This window comes from Chryseobacterium cheonjiense (assembly GCF_012927265.1).
Lineage (GTDB): Bacteria > Bacteroidota > Bacteroidia > Flavobacteriales > Weeksellaceae > Chryseobacterium > Chryseobacterium cheonjiense.
In genome coordinates this window covers 550,320-569,189 of sequence record NZ_JABBGF010000001.1, presented here as the reverse complement: position 1 = coordinate 569,189, position 18,870 = coordinate 550,320, and the positions used below count along the sequence as shown (strand labels likewise).

The following is an 18,870-nucleotide window of genomic DNA, read 5'->3' as shown; positions in this document are numbered from 1 at the left end:
GCCTAATCACTAATGCCCCAACCTTCATTTCCTCTGGACAGCAATTCGATTGTCGAAATATTACAGCAATCCACTCAGGCTATAGCAGTTTATACAGGAATAGAATTCTGCATTGAGCTGGCAAATAACGAGATGCTTACAATCTGGGGAAAGAATGAATCGGTTATCGGCAAGACACTCCAAGACACTTTATCTGAAGCGAAAGAACCTTCCTTTTATAATATATTGCTGAAGGTTTGGAATACACGCGAACCTTTTGAAGCAAAAGAAATTCCCGTAACGCTGGAAAAGGATGGGAAAACAGTCAGTTCTTTCTTTGATTTCACGTACAAACCCATTATGAGTGCAGACGGCGCTGTAATCTGCATTATACATACAGGAAATGATGTCACCGAGCGTGTTCGGAACAGGGATCTGGTAAGGCAGATTAATGAACTTAAACAGGTAAATCAACAGCTGCAAAACTCTACCGAGAAACTCAATGCTTTAAATGAAAAGTACACGACAGCCAACACCGAGCTAGATGATTCCAGCAAAAATATCCATCAGCTGAATGAAGCTCTTGAACAGCAAAATAAAGACCTGATTTCTGACAATCATGTCTTTAAAGATGATATTGCACACCTGGACCACTCCAACAGAAACCTGGAAGTTAAAAATAAAGAACTAATTGCATTAAACAATACAATTTCAATATTAAACAGAAAACTTTCTGAAAGCGATATAAGTTTCAGCAACCTTATTGCTCAGGCTCCCGTTGCCATGATGCTGTTAAAGGGAAATCATTTGACGGTAACCATGATTAATGATGCCATGCTCGAGCTTATCGGAAAAGATCATTCGATCATAGGCAAGAATTTATTTGAAGAATTCCCCGAACTTAAAGGGCAGCCTGCCGCCGATATGCTGATGGAAACTTTTCATATTGGCAAAGCTCATTCTGAGCATTCAAATCCGGTAAAGCTCAAGCGCAACGACCAATTGGAGCAGCGTTATTTTAATTTTAACTATACCCCATTTATTGAAGATGGTGTAATTACCGGAGTTATTGATATGGCGGTAGAAGTCACACCACAAGTGCTTGCAGTTCAGGAACGTGATGCGACTATCCATGAAAAGAGTGTTTTGGCAGAAACTCTGAAAAAAAGCGAGCAGCGCCTTCAGGGTATTCTTGATACCATGGCAGAAGGCGTAGGAGTGATCGATGCTACCGGACAGCTGGTGTATGCCAACCCAATGGCTCAGCAGATCCTGGGCCTCAACGAAAGCGCTATTAAGGAAAGAGCTTATGATGCCCCGGAGTGGCAAAATCTTAGAATTGACGGCACCCTGCTTCCTTCCGAGGAACATCCGATGTCTATTATGCTGGCAACCGGAAAACCTGTTTTCGATCATGAAATCGCTGTGCAGGCTCCGGGAAGAGAACGTATGTACATTTCGATTAATGCAGCGCCTTTATTTAATGAAGACGGTGTATTAACGGGCGGAATCGGCACATTCATGGATGTAACGGCAAGACGTCTGGTGATGCAGGGAAAAGAAGACTTTATCAGCATTGCCAGTCATGAGCTGAAGACACCGGTTACAGCGCTCAAGGCTTCATTACAATTATTGGAAAGGTCTTATGATAAACTTCCGGCTGACTCCCGAAGCCGCTTGCTGACTCAGGCTATTAAAAGCGTCGAAAAATTATCAGTTTTAATAACAACATTACTTGACGCAGGCCGTTTGGAGCATGGACATATCAAATTGGAAAAGAAGTCCTTTACGGTATCCGAACTTTTTGATGACTGCTGTAGCAACTTTGCGCAGATTACCGATCAGGAAATTATTTTGGAAGGGGATATTCATGAAATTATCACGGCGGACAGCCAACAAATAGGACAAGTGATGACGAATTTCATTACCAATGCCGTAAAGTATGCGCCACAATCTGAAAAAATCATTATTGGAGCAGAGAAAATCAGCAATAACGAAATAAAAATAAGCGTTCAGGATGAGGGGCCCGGGATACCCCCTGAAAAAAAGGTGCATTTATTTGAACGCTATTACAGAACCAATTATGAGGGACAAAGATTTACAGGTCTTGGATTGGGACTTTATATCAGCGCTGACATCATTAAAAAACATGGCGGAGAAATAGGTGTAAAAAGTACTGAAGGAGAAGGAAGTACATTCTGGTTCACCCTTCCTATAGGATAATCAGGGAACATTTTAAAACTGCTTTTTCTGATTATCATATTTCTTAAAATTTAATATCACTTCATCTCGTTTATTCTGCGAGGACACCTATCTTTTAGCATTATTTAACGATAATTTTTACAGTAGGGCTAATGTCATGCTATTATTTCTGTAATATTTTATCTAATCTTTACCTCAAAAAGTTCTTTATCACTCTGTTTAATTTTAAGTGCAAATAACAGGAGCTAAAATCACACAAAAGTGCTATGGACTGTTATTCAGGTAACGAATAATTTTACCATAAATAATTCGGGTCATATTATGCGAATGAACCATGTTTATAAGATTCAGGCATCGGCTGTAAGCATAATAATTTCCGGTTTAAAAAATAAAGTCATGAAAGCACCATTCCTGCTCGTCTTTTTAGCTACACTTTCTTTCACATATTTTTCTGCGCAAAAAAATTACGAGATAACGATTGAAAGAAAAATATCATCTGATGCCTGTATCATGGGATACTTGAGCATTAATAATAAAGCGGTTTGCTATACTTTAGAATTACCCTGGGAAAACAATGCAAAAAACATCAGCTGTATTCCTTCGGGATCTTATAAAGGAATTTTACGATATGATAAAAGTGACGGATGGAGAATACAGCTCGAAAATGTACCCGACCGGGATGGGGTACAGATTCATATGGGAAACTATACCAAGCAAATTAAAGGATGTGTATTGGTAGGAATGAGAGCTAATCTTTCGGAATGCAGTGTTCAGCAAAGTGCTGGCGCTTATGCCCAACTGAAGGAAGCATTTTACGGAACTTCTGATCCCAACAGCACGCCCAATAAAAACATTACCGTAACCTTTAAATAAAATCATCATGAAAAATTTTCTAATTATCTTTTTGATACTTATTGCCAGTACCGAAAATGCTTATTCACAACCGATCCCTCCCAATACGAACAGGTTTTCCGTAGTCAATTACATTGCCTTAGACGGAAATGGAAAATACATACCCTACACAACTCACGGCTTTTATGAGAGCGTCCCAAAAGGCAGTATCGGGAGAGTGTATATCTTGCCGATCCTGAAGTTTGATGTGAATAATATTAAATATATAGACAGTAAAGGAAAAGAGACTTATAAAAACTCTGATGACATCCGAACATTGGTGATCCCTGTCACACAGGAACTGGCGCTACCCAATGAAAGCCAGAAGGCATCCATTGACGCAGCAATAAGAAGCACCACCCTATCGGCATATTATGCTCCTATTGTTAAAAACATGAACGGACAGCCGTTGCTGAGCCCCTTGGTAAATTCAAATCCATCCCTTGTCAATTACTTATTTTCATTGGCCAGTCAATATGAAGCAACGGTAATTGCACCGCAGCAACAGCTCATTACTGATTTTAATACCAACTTCCAGAGCCAGATTATTTCTCCCAATGAGGTGGAGTTTACGGTGGAAGCCGGTGGGCAAACGGTATATAACAAAAGTATTCCCGGCACCTACATTGTGAATGGCACTTTCAAAAATATCAGGATAGAAAATCCTACAGAATATACCAAGAATGTCTTAGCAGACGGAAATGCAGATATATCGGTGAGCTATAAGTTTAAGAATTCTAAAGTAAGCTCAATCAGCGCTCATATTGATGCCACTGCAGTTATAAATCAGGTATTGAATGAAGCCTACCAGAGCAGTACCAGCCAAAAGTCCAGCGGATGGGCATTTCTCGGATTCGGAAGCAGTAAAAAATCAATGAAATCTTCTTTTAACGAACAAGTGAACTCTCAGTACAAGGATGAAACTATCAATGCTACAAGAATAGAGATGTATGATGCGGATGAAGAGATGATTGATGCATTTGAAAAAATATTTTTTCCTGAAATATCTGCAACGGAGGCCATCCAAAATCATCTTGCTGCGGCTGAAAAAGCTAAAGCTGAAGGTAACGAAAAACTACAGAATTTCCATCTCCAGTATGCGGAGGCTTTATCCAAGAATGACCCTAACCTTACTCCTAATATTGAAGCGGCAGTAGCAGCATTGGGTAAAAAAGATTATGTGGGCTTTATTGCCAATGGTGTACGATGGGGAAATAACAGCGGAAGTGGCAAAACATCCATAAAAAGAGTACTGAACAGCACTGAAATGACCAAAATGGCAAAAGACTACAGTAGCGTCAAAACAATATCTGTACAGCATGCGGTTACCCAGCCGGTTATCGCTAAAGAAGAAGCAAAATACAAACCATCAATCGGTATGATTGATGCCATGCCGTGGGAAGGCCAGCTTTATATGTTTAACGGATATAGCACCCCTTTACAAAATGTAAAATGCCTGCTGGCTGGACCCATCACCGTGGGCGGCGCCTTACACCGCAACAATATTTTACCGGGAACACTCATTAAATCGGTGGGATCTCATCCGGTATATGACATACAGTCTTTTTCAGACGCTTTAAAAAATTACGAACCGTATGAAAGAACCTATTTAACCTTAATTGTACCTACTGCAGAAAATCCTAATGTTTACAAGGAAAGAAATATAGAATTTACTCTCGGAGCTGTTCCGGACGTTGAATAATCACAAATCAATACAAAGGAGTTTAGTACATAAACTCCTTTGTATTTTGCAGCTGTTTAATGTAAAAAAAGAACTCGAATCCGAAATATTTTGTTGCATATCTTAAAAAACCCTGTTTCTCGTAAAAAGGAATGTTTACCAGTGTGGAAGTCTCCAGACACATGGCTTCTTTTGAAGGTCTGTAATGTTCGATGAGCTTTTTTAAAAATAAAGTGCCTATTCCATTGCCCTGCATTTCAGGTGCTACCCCCAAAAACCATAAATGAATATAATTTATATCCTGAGGAAGCGTTTGCTCGGTAATCATTTCTTTCTTACGGACTTTCTTCATTCTGGACAGCCCAACAACCTGAAAAACCAATTTAAGATCAAGCAGTTTTGATCGTAAACCCGATTGTTTTTTCTTCGGATCCAGTAAAATCGCACAGGCGGTTTTATCTTTATTCATCCAGACATCACCAAAAAGAAATCCTTTGGCGATTGAATACTCAAAAAGCCAGGGAAGTGACTTTTTGTTTTTTACAGCAAAATTTACAGATTGGTTGTCTTCAAAAGACTCTGTCAGTATTGCTATCATTTTGGGAATATCATCCTTTGTTGCCTTAATCATTACTCTTTTTTCAAAAATTACACACTATATATAATAATCACCTTGTCAATTCCTTACGTAATTAAATTCAGGAATATTTCACTTTTAACGGCTCAAAATTATCTAAAAAAACAAAGCATTTCCATTTTTATTTGTTAAGGTTCATTAACAAAGGATCAACATTATGAACATTTAAAGTTAACAATTTATTATTAACTGACAATCAAACAGATAATATAGAAATACACATTTTTTTATTATTCATATTAATAATATGGAACAAAATCAATTTCGGAAATCTGTAATTATATGGAGAAAGCACCCACATTTTTGTGAGTGCTTGCTGCATTAAATGTTTTATTTTTAATAAAATTTTACGGATTGTTTTCCCGTTTTTTGCTTCGAGCTGATGATAGAGCCTTTACTTACTGAAGAAACATCAATTTAATACGTCCCCTTCATTTTCAATATCTTGGATATTTAAGTCACTAAAAACCATCTGGATTCTCTTCTGCTTTTAATAGAACTGCTTTTTTGTTGAGTTTTCTTTGTTTCAGAAACTGTAAAACAGAAACTGCAATGAAAAGAATAAAAAGAACAAGAAGTGTCTGTCCGATCACGGGATCTTTAATGTCTTTCGCAAGCGGATGCCCGATGGGAACTCTGGTGAATGTTTCATTAACCGTAGGGACGAGCGATAGAAAAAAGCTGAATGATAATAAAAAGTTCTCAAAATATGCAGCTTTCCGGTTTTCTTTTTTACTTGAAAACAGAAAATACGCAACAACAATCAAAACAATAATAAATAAAGAAAAAACATGTCCCGCATTGAAACCGCCATGTTTTGAAATCCCTAATGCCGTAACTGAAGTGATGAGCGTTGCATAAAAGTACACTTTACCTGAAAGCATGGCAAGATTGATTTTGCCATATCTTATGAACCCGATTACTGCCGCTGCAATTGCTGAAACACCGATGATGGTATGAAAAAGTCCTAAACCTGATAAATTCATTTTGTTTAATATTTGTTTAACTAAAAATTCTGTCATACAGGGAATTTTTTCCCTGAAATAACAGGACAAAGTTGCAACAGATAGACAAGAATGGTTTTGTGATTTGGTTCAGATATTTGAGATTTTAGTTCAAGAAAGCATCGCCGATGTATTCAGAAATACTTATTCAGAGTTGTGGAATTTATTTTTAATTGAAAAAGCTGTTTAAATTTTACTAAATAATTTTTTTATAGGTTCTTCTTAATTTCTAAATTAAATAAACTTGTTTATTTTTAAAGTTAACTTTAAGAATTTCAGCAAATTAATTTGAAATAAAGTAAGAAATCAATAAATTGTTTTTATTAAGTTTTTTTAAGACAACTTCTAATATTAAAAATAAATTATAATTCAAAAAGGCTCTGTAATATATTATCAATTCGACTTTTCTTTATGATTGAGCCTGTAATTTGAAGGACTGCTGTGGAATTTATCCGTAAAGTTCTTCGTAAAAGTAGCCAGATCATTAAAGCCGCAGTCATAGGCGATATTGGTAATTCTATTATCGGATATCTGGAGCAGTTCGGCTGCTTTCTCAAGTTTTTTATTCCTGATATAATTTGCAGGCGTATCATTATAAAGTCTTGCAAATTCTCTTTTGAAAGAAGAAACGCTGAGATTATTTTGTTCGGCCAGCTGCTCAATAGTGAGCTGTGAAAATACATTAGCTTCAATAATCTGCTTAAAAGTATACGTTGCCGGAGAAAAAAGCTGTGACAAAATCAGCTGAATGGAATCTGCATTCTGAGACTGCGCCAATAATAAAATAATCTCCTTCAGCTTAAGGACCAGAATATCTTCATTAACGAGTGACGGATTTTCGAAATAGAAAAGCAGTCCCTCAACATATTTTTTTATCAGAAAGTCGTTATTGATCTTCTGATTAGATTTATTTGAGACTACATTTTCCGGTTTTTGAAAAAGCGAAGGCAATTCCCGGTCATAAATCTTTTTTAAAATATCCGGATAAAAGGTAACAATAACAATGTGACAATTTTCCTCCTGCCCTGAACTATGAACATGTTTTCCTGAACTTATACAATTCAGAAATAAAGAATAATCCGCAGGAATATCAAAAGCTGTTTCATCCGTCCTGTATTGAAGCTCTCCGTTTAAAACGTAAATAAAACAGGCTTGCTCAGCAACTGGAAAATCATACCTGAAAGGCCCCGTCAACTCAATTCTCTGCATCAGGGTTTTCCCGAATAGCTCATATTTTTTGTAATCATTTACCATAATCCGTTTGATGATTTAATGGTGAATAGTTTTATTCAGCTTCATCAAATATAGAAAGTTTTTAATAAAATGATTATTGTATAATGGTAATTCGGGAAAAACCGATTCAGCTTCAGATCATCAGAATCTATTTTTCTTCTGCTTTGCTTTTAAGATTCCGCAGCCAGACTTGCAATGAATTTTCCAGACCTTCCTGAAATGTTTTACCCATAAGAGATACCAGCCATCCTTCCATGCTTTCTTCGACTTTCACAGTTGTTTTTCCATTCTGTTCTACAAAGGACCAGTTGTGTATGGCAAATGCTCCGAAAGCTTTACCAGACCAGCCAATTTTATGTCCGGGCAATACGGTATGTAAGGTTGAATGAATCGTTAATCCCCCGCTTTTCCAGTCGAAAGAACTTCCCTTTTTAAATGGTCCGTTCAGTTTAGGATCTTTAACGTCAGTATGCCACTCGTTCCAACGATTGATATCACTCATCAGCTGGTAAACTTTTTGCGCAGGGGCATTTATCGTAATTTGCTGATAGGTCTTTACCGGAGCTTCCTTATTAATAGATTCTGACACAGTATATGAAGTGAACATTTCCAGGCAGGTAACGGCTATTGCAATGACTCCTGCTATTAAAAGCAGACTATAAACCAATATTTTCATTTCGTTAATTTTTAGAGATTAATAATTATTTAAAAAACTTTTGATAATCGTGAACAAATTGTTCAAAGCTTACCGGCAGACTTCCGGTTACATCCTGAACGCTGCTAAAAATCTCAGAAGCCTCTCCTCTTGCATAATGTGCATAATCTTCAATAAGGCCGCCTATCTGCCATTCCGGAAACCGGGCAGCGGTTAATGCTTCCTGCATCTGGTCGGAATTTAAATCAATGTAAGTAACTTTAGTATTCAATACACGGGAAAATATTTCTGCCATTTGAAAATGTGTAATGGATTCCTGTCCTGTTATATTATAGATCTTATTTTCATGACCCGGCTCCGTCAGTACTTTTGCAGCTACTCCTGCAATATCCCGAATATCAACTGCACTAACAGCTGCATTTCCCAATGATCCGTAAAATTTTCCTTCGTATTTAATCGAATGTCCGAATGCAATAAGACCCTGCATAAATAAATTGGGACGTAAAAACGTGTAATCCATGCCCAGTTCTTTAATTCTTTTTTCAACAGCGGCGTGATATCTTAGGAAACGGACCGGTGAAGTTTCTTCAGCAGCCAGCTGGGATAATTTTACAATGTGCTTTACTCCTGCTTTATATGCTGCATTAACAAAGTTAAGCTGAAGTTCTTCGCTATGCTCTGATGAGTTTGTCAGCAAAAATGCTTTTTCAATTCCCCGCAACGCATGAGCAAGGCTGTCGGGATCCGATAAATCACCAATTGCTGTTTCAGCCTGCGGCCAATTGGCCATCAAATCTTTCTGATCATTGTTTCGGACTAATGCTCTAAAAGACACATTCATATTCACTAATTCTTTAACAAGCTGTGTACCTACACTTCCCGTTGCTCCTGTAATTAAAAGGTTTGTCTGTTTCATAAAACTGTTTTTTTTAATAACCCAAAATTCGGTCTAATAGAGGAGCTAAAATTGTAAGAAAACGAAGCCTCTTTACAGATTAACACATGTAAAGCAATAATAAAAGCCGCCAACTCGAGAATCGGACGGTATGGAATATTTAAAAATCAATGGATATGACCTTAATTTTTAGGGTCACATATTGATTCCTGAAATTTCAGGTATTTGGAAGGACTGAGATTAATATAATGTTTGAAATCTTTAATAAGCTGACTTTGATCGTAATAGCCACATTCATTGATTACCTCAAACCAATCTAATTTCATATTTCGGGAAGAATGGGTCTGAATAATCTGAAGTGCTTTTAAAAAACGCTGGTAGCGGTACAATTCCTTCGAGGTATAGCCAAAATGCTTTTTGTGATTCATCTGAAGTGCCCTTTCTGATAATTTATTTTTCCTTGAAATCTCTTTGATAGGGCTGAAGACTGCTCTGTCGAAGTCAGCAATTTGTTTTGCGATCTCGTCACGGCTCCGTAAGTAAGGCTTGCAGAAATCCAGCAATGTCTGAACCCGGCTTTCGGCAGTATTGATCTTATTCAGTTCTGACCAAAGTGTTGTAAAGCAATTTTGACCAAGCAGCTCATCCGGATTCGCTCCTAAATCATCTTCAAAAGCTGTATTTCCGAAAAATCTGAAAAAAGCATCATCTTTGAGATTACAGACCAGGATCTCTGCGCCGTCCGGCAGAATATAATCAAAAGCCTGTTTTATAGGACCTAACACTATACATTTTTCAACAATAATTTCGGTATTATTTTTAGAAATAAAAGATGCGGAAGTACCGAAACTAAAAATCAGGATTGTCTGGTATGAAGGCAATAGCGTTTTTTCCACCAGTGCTTCCGATTTGTTTTCAGCATAATAAAAATGCGAAAAAACTTCTTCAAATTCTGTTGGCACGGGTATTCGGTAACTATTATAGCCATTCATATGTATAAGTTTTGGAATCAAACCGTTATCATTTTAAAATAAATGATACAATTGGTTATAGATGATTAACCTATACAAAAGTATTTAAATTTTTATAATATACCGCACCATCAAAAAAGCCGCTGATGAATTTCTCATCAACGGCGATCAGGTAATAGTGTGAGCAATTAATCCCAAGACATAAAACCTTCATAGAGGAAATAAACCAGAGCGAGATAAAAACTATACTTAATTAGTTTTTTAACGGTCTTATAGCTTTTAAACAATACCGGATTGTAAGCTGACTGGTCGAATTTTACCTTTGTTGTTTGTTCCATTTTTCTCGTTTTTTATGGTTGTTGTAAAAATATTTTCAGACTGGTAATTGATAAAAGAATATTCTTTTTCAGACATTTGATTGCCGACGAGAGCACTGGTCAGCAATATATACGTCTTACTTTCTATATTGTTTTTTAAAAGCGAGTGCGCCTTCACAACCGGCTCTCCATAAAGCTTTTTAAAAGGTCCGATCGTATATTCTGAGAAAGATCCGTAATGCGCTACTAATTTTAATGATAAATTGAGTGTATATCCCACCACAGACTCAATCTCTTTACGTTTTATATTAAAAGCATTAAGCATTGTTTCATACATCTTTAAAATTTTATGTACGGGAGGTTTTTTGCCAAATTTATAGAACAAGATGGCATCGCCTTCGATTTCTGACACGCTCATCCCGATTGTATCGGCCTGTAAAATCGTGGAAAGCAGTTCTCTGGTAATGTAACGTCCGGCCTCAATACATATACCGTTTACAAACTCCGTATAGCCACTGATGTCAGGAATAATTATGAGCCCCTTTTCGACCCGGATGTTTTTATTTTCGGATAAATATTTTTTGTATAAACAGTTCATAATGAAATATTTTTACGTTCTTTTATGATGCAAATGTAGATACCCTCATGAACGATAAATTGTAAGAAAACGAAAATCAAGACATTTCAGTTAACCGCTACCTTTAGATAACAGAAGTTCCTGCTTCAGCTAAGATTTATAATAGCGATAGTTTAATGATATTTTATTACCTTAGGAAGAGGAACAGAAGAACCGTAAAAAAATGTATTAATATACAGTTTGCTTATCATTAAAAAATATAACACTACGGTTGCTTTGTCTAAATTTTTTAAAATGAAAAAACGACCCCACTTTAAAGCACTGATCACCTATAACAAAACCGAAGACGGCGGTATTGTTACGCCAGTTTCGTCCGGGTTCAGAGCTTCTTTTATATTTCCTTTTGAAAACAGGATGTACATCGCCAGCCAAACTTTTCCGGAGACGGAACTGGTATTTCCGGGAGATGTCATCAATGCTGAAATTACCCTGATCGGCGACGATATGTTAAACGATAAACTTTATGAAGGAATGGATTTTGAGGTGGCCGATCAGTCGGGAACCATCGGAAGCGGTGTCATCACGACTGTTTATCCGGGGCAGGCAAAATAATTTTCGCAAAACAACAGTATTTCCTTCTGCTTAGGGCATAATATTTGTTACATGATTTGCTTTTTAAACAGTCCGTTCCTGAGGATATTATTATGATCAGCAACTGTATTTGTAGAATTATACTTTCATTTAAATCTATAGATTCTATTTGCCGGTCTGCACCATTCTCAGTCCGGGTCATTCAACAAGAAGAATTTAATTTGATATGAAAAAAGGATTCATCGGATTTTGGGGTCTTTTCATAGCCTATTTTATATTTGTGCATCCGAGCATCATTTATTACAATACTTACCATACCAGCAATAACACTGAAAATGGCATGCTTGCCCTGTTCTATCTGGGTTTAAGCTTTGCTTTGTGGACCATTGTACTGGGAAGCACGTTATGGCTTATCCTGAAAAACGGCATTTTAGCCCAAAGAAATCTTATCTGTATTGACCGCCACGGAAGAAGAATCCAGGCGGTGATCATCAAATCGCAGGTGCTTAAAGAACATCAATCCTGGGTATCCCGGCAAATCGGTCTTGAGATGAGCAATTTTTCCGGGGAAACCGTTCATCACACCATGATCATGAATGACACACGCCCCAACGAAAAGAGATTTGAAGCCGGAAAGACTATTTTTCTAAAGGTCGATCCCGATTTTAAGAAGAATCCATATTTGCTGATGGAAGGGTCAAAATCTAAAATAAATTATATTCTGCCTCTGATATGGCTTGTTTTCACAGCCGGAGTCATTGCATATTACCAGTATGCCTATTCTACGGAAAGCGATGGCTTAGGATGGCGTTTTCTTGAGCTTTTCCATCCCCTGCTTGTTATTCCTGCATGTTTTATTCTGTTTACGGGTGTGTTTTATCTTATTTTCAGGATATTCATTATGGGAAACAAAACCGGAAGGGATCTTCTGGAACTGAAATTCAAAGGAAAAAAGGCAACTGCCGAAATTGTACAGGTAAGGCAGACCGGAACGTACATCAATGAGCAGCCGCAGGTTGAATATACCCTGCAATTTGCCGATCAAAACGGGAAGTTATTTCATATATCCAAGAAAGAAATTGTGTCTTTGCTTGATATTGCTAAAGTTTCGGCTTTAAAACAGAGGGAAATTATGTATCTGCCGGAGCGGCCTGAAAAATTCGTGTTTTATGATGAAATCAATAACGACTAGACCATGAAAAAAAATATTTTAATAATGATGCTGCCTTTTATTTTGGCAGGCTGCAAAGATTTTAAGAAAAGTATTGATGATACGCTTAGTGCTAACCGTTCTGCCGGAGATTCTCTCCAAGGTACCGCAACTTTAGAAAACGGTTCCGTTAACCTGGAAGATACAAATAACAGTAAAGAACAAGATGCTCCTTTCGCCTCAAAACCGGAAAAGCTTAATCTCGCCGAACAACAGCTCCGTGATCTGCCGCGTTTTAAAGGAAAACTGATATACATTTACCAGGATATTCATTTTTATGCAGACGGAAGAATCATTGTCAAGCTTCAGACTCCTGAAAATCCGAATTTCGTAGATGAATATACTTACAGCAACGGACAGTGGCAGCAGCCGGAACCAGTACTTCTTTCCAAAAATGATGATGTACAGGCAGATCTTATAAGTTTAGACAAAATTCCTTTTAAAAATGCAAACAATGTATACAAAATCCTTATAGAAAAAGGAAAAGAAATAGGAAGCAATAATGAGAACCAAGTAATCAATGCAGGCTTACGGCGAAATAAAATTGTATGGCATCCGGGAACCATCAATAGTGAGCGGTACCGGTATGATATCGAATATAACGAAGACGGCACGCTGAAATCTTTTGAACAGCAGTAATATAGCTAAATTTAAAGCGTGAGCTATTATGTTAAATACGGTGGTACAGTTTTTGGAAATCTAAATGAGCATATGGCTCAACTGATTATTCTATGGCTAAACAAATTACACAACAAAAAATAGATGAACTTAAAAAGTTAAGATCATCACTCTCTTCCCTGACATCTATCGACTATACGATTGGAACCATTGTTCACATCAAGCAGGTGTTAGCAGATTTAGATCTTACAAGTTCGTTTAGCTTTAGCATTACCACAGAACTCAATAAGCTGGAGGTTTACCGCGATAATTATTCCAATTTTTCTACAACAAAATCCATAATCGATCATGCAATCGATTACTATTCGGCACAATTGCGGGCGTAAGCCATTTATTCCCTCAATAATTAAGGTACAACACTTATAAATAAATACATTAAAAAGATCCCGACAAGCACCACACCCTGCATAATATTCGTTTTACCGGTAGCCAGCGATACCGTAATAATAAAAAGCGACAATCCCAGAAGAACGGTTGATTTTATATCAATACCTAAAGTCATTCGTATGCCGGTAATCACCGATATAATGGCAATAGCGGGAATACTTAGCCCGATGCTTGCCAACGCAGAACCGAATGCAAGATTTAGAGAGGTCTGGATCTGATCATTTTTTGCAGCCCGGTACGCCGATAAAGCTTCCGGCAAAAGTACGATTCCGGCAATTACTATTCCTACTGCTGATTTGGGAGCTCCTACAGCGATCATGATATATTCAACATCTTTAGAAAGGAGTTTTGCAATCAGCACCACAATTCCCAGGCAGAGCATCAGAAAAAAGCTGCTGATATAGATGTTTTTACGAGAACCCTTCTTATGATCATCCGTTTTTGCATGATCTTCCAAAAGTTTGTTTTGGGGCGAAATAAAAAAGCTGCGGTGCCTTATCGTCTGAACCATAGTAAAACCGAGGTAAAGCGACAGGCAGATCAGCGCAATAAAAAGCAGCTGAAAAGAGGTATATTCTCCACCGCTGTGGCTTACGGTGTAATTCGGTAATATGAGCAGAAAAACAACTACCGCCGTAAGTGTGATTAAAGCCGTGCTTACCCCTTTAAGAGTAAAAGACTGCTCTCTGTATCTTAACGAACCGATGACAATACAAATCCCGATAATACCGGTAAGAATTATCATCACTGCCGCAAAAACAGTATCTCTAGCAAGGGTAATTGTCTCCAGACCTTTCGCTCCCATCATAATGGAAATGATAAGCCCGACCTCTATTACCGTAATGGCAAATGCAAGCAGCAAAGTCCCGAAAGGTTCGCCAATGCGGTGAGCGATAACTTCGGAGTGATAAACTGCCGACAGAACGCTTCCCAGCAGCAATAGAGTAAGAATAACCGAATAATAGCCCGAAGAGATGAAAGCACTTCCAAAATACAAGAGCCATGCTAAAAGCGGAACAATGATTGTCCATGTCCGCAAGTATTTGTTTTTAAACATAAAGATTTTTTTACTGTGCTTCCTATAAAAGTTTTTAATGAGAATTTATTTTTAAATGAAAATATTTATTTGAATTGATAAAGAAATACCACGTCGCCGGTATAGGCAGGTTTAAGCTCGTTTTTAATAAGAAGTTTGGCCCCGACAATTACTTTAACCGTTCCTTTAAGGTCAATCACAGATCTTACAGTAGCCTGAAGAGAAACTTCGGAATCAACTTTTACAGGAATCCCGAATCTGAAATTTTCTATTCCGTAATTGATCTCAAGATTTACATTACGTACTTCCGCGATCTGTTTCCAAAGATAAGGTATCAGAGAAAGCGTCAGGTAGCCGTGTGCAATCGTTGACTGATAAGGTCCTTCGTTCTCTGCTCTCTGCTTATCGACGTGAATCCACTGATGATCCAGCGTTGCATCCGCAAAACGGCTGATCTGGTCCTGATCGATGGTATGCCAGGAAGAACTGCCTACCATTGTACCTTCCAGCAATTTATATTCTTCGTAATTGTTGATGATAACCATTGTTTTTTATTTTAATTGTTAATTAAAAAGCCAGAAGCCTCATTTTCGACTGTATGTTGCCTAAACTGTTAAAAAGCCTCCTGCATAGAGCGAGAGGCTGATGATATAACGAAAAAAAAGTAATATACTGATTTTATTATGCAAGTTTTACGTTGACAGCATTTAAACCTCTGTCACCTTTCTGTACATCAAAAACAACCTGGTCGTTTTCACGGATCGATCTGGTATTAAGTCCGGTTGAATGTACGAATATATCGTTACCTCCTTCTGAAGGAGAAATAAACCCGAAGCCTTTTGCTTCATTGAAAAATTTTACGGTGCCTTTTTGCATTGTAATTATTATTAAAATTAAATAGTATGTTATCTGTACACATTACAGATCTTATTTTTGAAAATGTCTGACCGGCATGGTAAAGCCTATCAGTTTTTGAATGTTTTTTAAATCTGCCTGCTCTTCTGCATCACAGAAAGAGATTGCCGTTCCTGCGGCTCCCGCCCTTCCCGTTCTTCCGATTCGGTGGACGTAAGTTTCCGGAACATTCGGAAGTTCATAATTTACGACGCGGGGCAAATCATCTATATCAATTCCTCTTGCTGCAATATCGGTAGCAATCAGCACATTGATTTTGCTGTTTTTAAAATCATTCAGTGCATTTTGTCTGGCAGCCTGCGATTTATTCCCATGAATGGCCGCTGCAAAAATTCCTGCATTTTCCAGCTGCGTAACCAGTTTGTTGGCAATATGTTTTGTACGGGTAAAAACCAGTGAGCGCTGTACATCTTTACTCTGAAGGATGTTGATGAGCAAGCCGGTCTTGTTATGTTTTTCTACAAAATAAACGGACTGCTGTACACTCTTTGCGGTTGACGATACCGGATTTACCGTTACCTCAACAGGGTTCTGAAGCATCGTTTCTGCAAACTTCCGGATACTTCCGGGCATGGTCGCAGAAAAAAACAGGGTTTGTCTTTTCTGTGGGATCATCTTCAGGATTTTCTTTACATCATTGATAAAACCCATATCAAGCATACGGTCTGCTTCGTCCAATACTAAAATTTCTATTTTAGAAAGGTCAATATGTCTTTGTCCCGCAAGATCTAGAAGCCTTCCTGGCGTTGCCACAAGAACATCCACTCTCTTCCTTAAAGCAGCAAGCTGGCTGCCTGTGGAAACGCCCCCGAAAATAGAAAGCTGGGAAAGAGGAAGATATTTGCTGTATATCGCAAAATTTTCTTCAATCTGTATAGCAAGTTCCCTTGTGGGAGTTAGTATTAAAGTTCTTATTTCGTTGTGGTCCGGAGTATGTTTTTTCAACAGCTGAAGAATAGGCATTGCAAATGCGGCAGTTTTTCCGGTGCCGGTCTGCGCACATCCGATGATGTCTTTTCCAGCCAGAATATGAGGAATTGCAGAATACTGTATCTCGGTAGGCTTGGAATATCCGGCTTCTGTTACAGCACGGATGATGGGGTTAATTAAATGTAGATTTTTAAAACTGATCATAATTGTTCGGGAGTTCCCGGTATCTTGTGAGCAGATCCGATCTGAGGATCTGAATAGGCAATATTGTAAGGATAAATAAATTAAGTTCTACTCTTTCCATTTATCAGCTTTTGCTTGGCATCCATACTCTTTCAAAAATATCAGACAGCCTGCAATAACGTAGCATTTCTTATCATCTTGGGAATTGAAGTTCCGTTTGTTAATTCGAAATCGGATTAATAATTGGGCAGCTGTAGAAGCAAGACTGAGAGATCTAAATATGATTTAAACGATGCCAGTTTTAGCGAAGGCAGGAACCTGTCTTATGAACACATGGCAAAGGTACGGTAAAACAAAGTATAAAATAGCAAATATAATTAATTGATTATCAAAATTTTATTCGTAGCTTAGAACTCAAACAAATTGTTTGCAAAAATGCGGATGATTTAAATTCCGTACCGATGCAAACCTATATGAACTTCCCGCAAACCCAATCCGAAACACAGGATAAGCATTCTCCCCGACAGGTCAGGATTGCCTATTTTATTATGGTACACCATAAGCCTGATGTTTTCAGGGCCATGTTCGAAAAGATCTATACCCGGGATCAGTTTTACCTTATCCATATCGACAGAAAGGCAAAACCGGAAATAACAGAAGAAATTCAGGTATACCTGATGCAATATCCTAATGCATTCATCCTGGAAAGCATGAATATCGTTCCGGGAGGTTTCAGCATGATACAGGCAGAGCTCAATGCAATGGAATACCTGCTGAATGTAAGCAGAGACTGGGATTATTTCATTAATCTAAGCGGAGAAGATCATCCGCTGAAATCTCAAAATATCATCCGCCAGTTTCTTACAGCCAATAACGGCAGAAATTATCTTTTTTACTACGACCAGAAATATTACAGACCAGATACACTTCAAAGAATACAAAATCATTTTACGGAACTGACACATAAAATTTCTTCTTTAATTTATAAAAGAGAGTTTATGGATGGCGTCATCCCTTATATCGGTGGAAAATGGTTTATGTTTACCAGAGAAACCTGTACTTTTCTTATCAATAATAAACGGGTGATGGACTTTGAAGACTATTACCTGCATACTCTTTTACCGGCAGAATCATTTTTTCAGACGGTCCTGATGAATACCGTTTTTAAAGATATTATTGTAAATGATGATAAAAGAGCGTCCATCGAAAAAAACTTTTTTAATAAAAATCAATATTATACCCATCTTATTGAATCGCTTAAAAAAAGCAATCAGCTTTTTATCAGGAAAGTGAATCATACCACCAACGAAAGTATTCTTCAATACATCAATGACAGTTTTCTTTTTCCTCTCACAGAAATTGATGAGGTACAAAGAGAGCTTAAAAGAGAAGACCGCGACAACAATTGGTCTTAATATTCAGAAGCACAACAAGTATTAAAATTCAAATATTTAAAAAATAATATAATTTAATAGGATCGTAAATACATTAATCGTAATATTGCAATATACAATTATTCGATGGGAGCAACTAAAACAGATCATTTTACAGACGAACAGAACAGAATAGCCATTATCGCTAAAGCATTAGGACACCCTGCAAGGATTGCCATTATTGAATATTTGCTGAAAGTAGACACCTGTATCTGCGGTGATATTGTAAACGAATTACCGCTGGCGCAGGCAACTGTTTCCCAGCATCTGAAAGAGCTGAAAAATGCCGGACTCATCAAAGGAAATATTGAGGGAACAGCGATCTGTTACTGCATCGATGAAAAGACTTTTGCCTTACTAAAAGATTATTTTTCAAATATCATTGTTACGGTTGCCAACCAAAAGTGCTGCTGAGCATTTTTTTATTTTTAATTATCGCAATATTGCATTTAACCAATAAAACAT

The 18,870-nt window shown here is 37.5% G+C and carries 20 protein-coding genes; 9 read left to right on the top strand and 11 right to left on the bottom strand.

Features of this window, described 5'->3' with window-relative positions; genetic code table 11:
- Positions 1–12 precede the first annotated feature (12 nt).
- The 3 genes from HHL20_RS02775 to HHL20_RS02765 all read left to right on the top strand — a co-directional run bounded on the left by HHL20_RS02775 (position 13) and on the right by HHL20_RS02765 (position 4,774).
- Positions 13–2,202 carry an ATP-binding protein gene (locus HHL20_RS02775; RefSeq protein WP_169229665.1) on the top strand — a complete coding sequence of 730 codons (2,190 nt, stop codon included), beginning with the start codon at positions 13–15 and terminating at the stop codon, positions 2,200–2,202.
- A 375-nt stretch (positions 2,203–2,577) separates the two neighbouring features.
- A complete protein-coding gene (locus HHL20_RS02770; RefSeq protein WP_169229664.1) occupies positions 2,578–3,054 on the top strand; it encodes a DUF5675 family protein in 477 nt (158 codons plus the stop codon).
- 7 nt (positions 3,055–3,061) lie between these two features.
- Positions 3,062–4,774 carry a hypothetical protein gene (locus HHL20_RS02765; protein ID WP_169229663.1) on the top strand — a complete coding sequence of 571 codons (1,713 nt, stop codon included), beginning with the start codon at positions 3,062–3,064 and terminating at the stop codon, positions 4,772–4,774.
- 22 nt (positions 4,775–4,796) lie between these two features.
- Here the strand turns inward: HHL20_RS02765 and HHL20_RS02760 are convergent, their stop codons facing one another.
- The 7 genes from HHL20_RS02760 to HHL20_RS02730 all read right to left on the bottom strand — a co-directional run bounded on the left by HHL20_RS02760 (position 4,797) and on the right by HHL20_RS02730 (position 11,063).
- Positions 4,797–5,384 (bottom strand): GNAT family N-acetyltransferase, encoded by a 588-nt coding sequence (locus HHL20_RS02760; protein WP_169229662.1) that lies wholly within the window; start codon positions 5,382–5,384, stop codon positions 4,797–4,799.
- A gap of 467 nt (positions 5,385–5,851) precedes the next feature.
- The gene (locus HHL20_RS02755; RefSeq protein WP_169229661.1) at positions 5,852–6,376 is read right to left on the bottom strand and encodes a hypothetical protein; all 525 of its coding nucleotides are present in this window, start codon (positions 6,374–6,376) and stop codon (positions 5,852–5,854) included.
- 411 nt (positions 6,377–6,787) lie between these two features.
- Complete coding sequence (locus HHL20_RS02750; RefSeq protein WP_169229660.1) at positions 6,788–7,648, bottom strand: helix-turn-helix domain-containing protein; 861 nt, start codon at positions 7,646–7,648, stop codon at positions 6,788–6,790.
- Between the two features lie 127 nt (positions 7,649–7,775).
- Positions 7,776–8,303 carry an SRPBCC family protein gene (locus tag HHL20_RS02745; protein ID WP_169229659.1) on the bottom strand — a complete coding sequence of 176 codons (528 nt, stop codon included), beginning with the start codon at positions 8,301–8,303 and terminating at the stop codon, positions 7,776–7,778.
- Positions 8,304–8,328: 25 nt separating this feature from the next.
- A complete protein-coding gene (locus HHL20_RS02740; protein WP_169229658.1) occupies positions 8,329–9,198 on the bottom strand; it encodes an SDR family oxidoreductase in 870 nt (289 codons plus the stop codon).
- Between the two features lie 161 nt (positions 9,199–9,359).
- Positions 9,360–10,169, bottom strand: coding sequence for a helix-turn-helix domain-containing protein (locus HHL20_RS02735; RefSeq protein WP_169229657.1), 810 nt, complete (start codon positions 10,167–10,169; stop codon positions 9,360–9,362).
- Positions 10,170–10,427: 258 nt separating this feature from the next.
- Positions 10,428–11,063 (bottom strand): DUF2652 domain-containing protein, encoded by a 636-nt coding sequence (locus HHL20_RS02730; RefSeq protein ID WP_169229656.1) that lies wholly within the window; start codon positions 11,061–11,063, stop codon positions 10,428–10,430.
- 273 nt (positions 11,064–11,336) lie between these two features.
- Between HHL20_RS02730 and HHL20_RS02725 the strand changes: the two genes are divergently transcribed.
- The 4 genes from HHL20_RS02725 to HHL20_RS02710 all read left to right on the top strand — a co-directional run bounded on the left by HHL20_RS02725 (position 11,337) and on the right by HHL20_RS02710 (position 13,847).
- Positions 11,337–11,654, top strand: a complete 318-nt coding sequence (locus HHL20_RS02725) for a hypothetical protein (protein ID WP_169229655.1) — start codon at positions 11,337–11,339, stop codon at positions 11,652–11,654.
- 205 nt (positions 11,655–11,859) lie between these two features.
- Complete coding sequence (locus HHL20_RS02720; protein ID WP_169229654.1) at positions 11,860–12,825, top strand: hypothetical protein; 966 nt, start codon at positions 11,860–11,862, stop codon at positions 12,823–12,825.
- A gap of 3 nt (positions 12,826–12,828) precedes the next feature.
- A complete protein-coding gene (locus HHL20_RS02715; protein WP_169229653.1) occupies positions 12,829–13,482 on the top strand; it encodes a hypothetical protein in 654 nt (217 codons plus the stop codon).
- Positions 13,483–13,574: 92 nt separating this feature from the next.
- On the top strand, positions 13,575–13,847 hold the full coding sequence (locus HHL20_RS02710; RefSeq protein WP_169229652.1) for a hypothetical protein: 273 nt from the start codon (positions 13,575–13,577) through the stop codon (positions 13,845–13,847).
- A 20-nt stretch (positions 13,848–13,867) separates the two neighbouring features.
- On the opposite strand, the gene HHL20_RS02705 is transcribed toward HHL20_RS02710, so the two are convergent.
- The 4 genes from HHL20_RS02705 to HHL20_RS02690 form a co-directional block, all read right to left on the bottom strand.
- Positions 13,868–14,965, bottom strand: a complete 1,098-nt coding sequence (locus HHL20_RS02705) for a calcium:proton antiporter (protein ID WP_169229651.1) — start codon at positions 14,963–14,965, stop codon at positions 13,868–13,870.
- A 65-nt stretch (positions 14,966–15,030) separates the two neighbouring features.
- On the bottom strand, positions 15,031–15,489 hold the full coding sequence (locus tag HHL20_RS02700) for a MaoC family dehydratase (RefSeq protein WP_169229650.1): 459 nt from the start codon (positions 15,487–15,489) through the stop codon (positions 15,031–15,033).
- A 136-nt stretch (positions 15,490–15,625) separates the two neighbouring features.
- The gene (locus HHL20_RS02695) at positions 15,626–15,820 is read right to left on the bottom strand and encodes a cold-shock protein (protein ID WP_169229649.1); all 195 of its coding nucleotides are present in this window, start codon (positions 15,818–15,820) and stop codon (positions 15,626–15,628) included.
- Positions 15,821–15,871: 51 nt separating this feature from the next.
- Complete coding sequence (locus tag HHL20_RS02690; RefSeq protein WP_169231099.1) at positions 15,872–16,990, bottom strand: DEAD/DEAH box helicase; 1,119 nt, start codon at positions 16,988–16,990, stop codon at positions 15,872–15,874.
- Between the two features lie 443 nt (positions 16,991–17,433).
- Here HHL20_RS02690 and HHL20_RS02685 point away from each other — a divergent pair, with 443 nt between their 5' ends.
- Both HHL20_RS02685 and HHL20_RS02680 read left to right on the top strand, forming a co-directional pair.
- A complete protein-coding gene (locus tag HHL20_RS02685) occupies positions 17,434–18,387 on the top strand; it encodes a beta-1,6-N-acetylglucosaminyltransferase (protein ID WP_169229648.1) in 954 nt (317 codons plus the stop codon).
- 105 nt (positions 18,388–18,492) lie between these two features.
- Positions 18,493–18,819, top strand: a complete 327-nt coding sequence (locus tag HHL20_RS02680; RefSeq protein ID WP_169229647.1) for an ArsR/SmtB family transcription factor — start codon at positions 18,493–18,495, stop codon at positions 18,817–18,819.
- The last annotated feature ends 51 nt before the right edge of the window (positions 18,820–18,870 follow it).